2 protein-coding genes are annotated in these 1278 nt (G+C 60.3%); both read left to right on the plus strand.

The annotated features are described in order from the left end of the window. Positions 1 to 716 (plus strand): IS21 family transposase (istA, locus tag QYH69_RS35810; RefSeq protein WP_308836332.1); only part of this gene is annotated, 716 nt, incomplete at its 5' end. Continuing rightward, positions 713 to 1278, plus strand: a 566-nt coding sequence (locus QYH69_RS35815) for an ATP-binding protein (protein ID WP_308836333.1), incomplete at its 3' end; no start/stop codon positions are given. The genes istA and QYH69_RS35815, both read left to right, overlap by 4 nt.

The following is a 1278-nucleotide window of genomic DNA, read 5'->3' on the forward strand; positions in this document are numbered from 1 at the left end:
ATCCATTGATCCGATTCGAGACTGCTGCGGGCGATCAGATGCAAGCGGATTGGGTCGAGTTCCGCAGGCGCAAGGGAGCAAACCTGTTCGCGTTCGTCGCCACCCTGGGCTATAGCCGCGCCACGTATGTCGAATTCGTTTCCGACATGCGACTCGATACGTTGCTGATGTGTCACGCCAACTGTTTCAACTGGTTCGGCGGTGTGCCCCGCCGGGGGCTTTACGACAATATGAAGACCGTCGTAATCGAGCGGGACGCGTATGGCCCGAAGCGGCATCGCTTCCAGCCAGGGTTCCTCGACTTTGCACGGCACTACGGGTTTCAACCCGAGCTGTGTCAGCCCTATCGCGCCAAGACTAAAGGCAAGGTCGAGCGGATGAACGGTTATTTGCGTCGCAGTTTCTACGTGCCGCTGGCCGCGCAGTTCAAGGCGGCGGGCGTCGAACTGGACGTGACGACAGCCAACACCGAAGTCTGGCGCTGGTTACGCGAGGTCGCACACGTGCGGATACATGGAACAACCAGGCTCAAGCCGGGCGAGCAACTGCTGGTGGAGCAGAAGGCATTGCAGAGCCTGCCGCCGCCGTATCCGGCATTGTTGCCGGCAACGACGCCAGCGAGCGGGCAAGAGCTGCGTGAGCGATTCCACGACTGGCTGTCTCCGTTGCAGCATCCATTGTCAGTGTATGACCAGTTGATCCGGGTTGCAGCATGAACCTCGCCCATGAACGCGTGGCGCAGCTATGCGCCCAGCTCAAGCTCACGACTGTCGCAGACGTGTTGCCGCACCTGGCGCAGAAGGCTATTGCCGATGAGACGAACCTGACCGAGTTCCTGGAATCGGTGTTGAAGGCAGAGCACACGGCGCGGCTCGCCCGACAGCGCGCGACGTTCGCACGCCTGGCAGGCTTCCCGGCAATCAAGACGCTGGATGGCTTCGACTTCGCGATCGCCAGCGGCGTGCCGAAATCGCAGGTTCAGGAGCTGGCGAGCCTTGCGTTCCTGGAACGCAACGAGAACGTCGTATTGCTTGGACCAAGCGGTACTGGAAAAACGCACATCGCGATGGCGCTGGGTTACGCGGCAACGCAGGCCGGCATCAAAGTGCGCTTCATTACGGCGGCGGACCTGCTGATGATACTAACCACGGCACATCGACAGAACCAGCTGGGCGATGCGCTCAAACGCTTCGTCAATCCGTACCGCCTGTTGATCATCGATGAGATCGGATACCTGCCGATGAGTCGCGAGCAGGCCAATCTCTTCTTCCAGGTGAT

It is taken from the genome of Paraburkholderia sp. SARCC-3016, assembly GCF_031119615.1.
Taxonomy (GTDB): domain Bacteria; phylum Pseudomonadota; class Gammaproteobacteria; order Burkholderiales; family Burkholderiaceae; genus Paraburkholderia.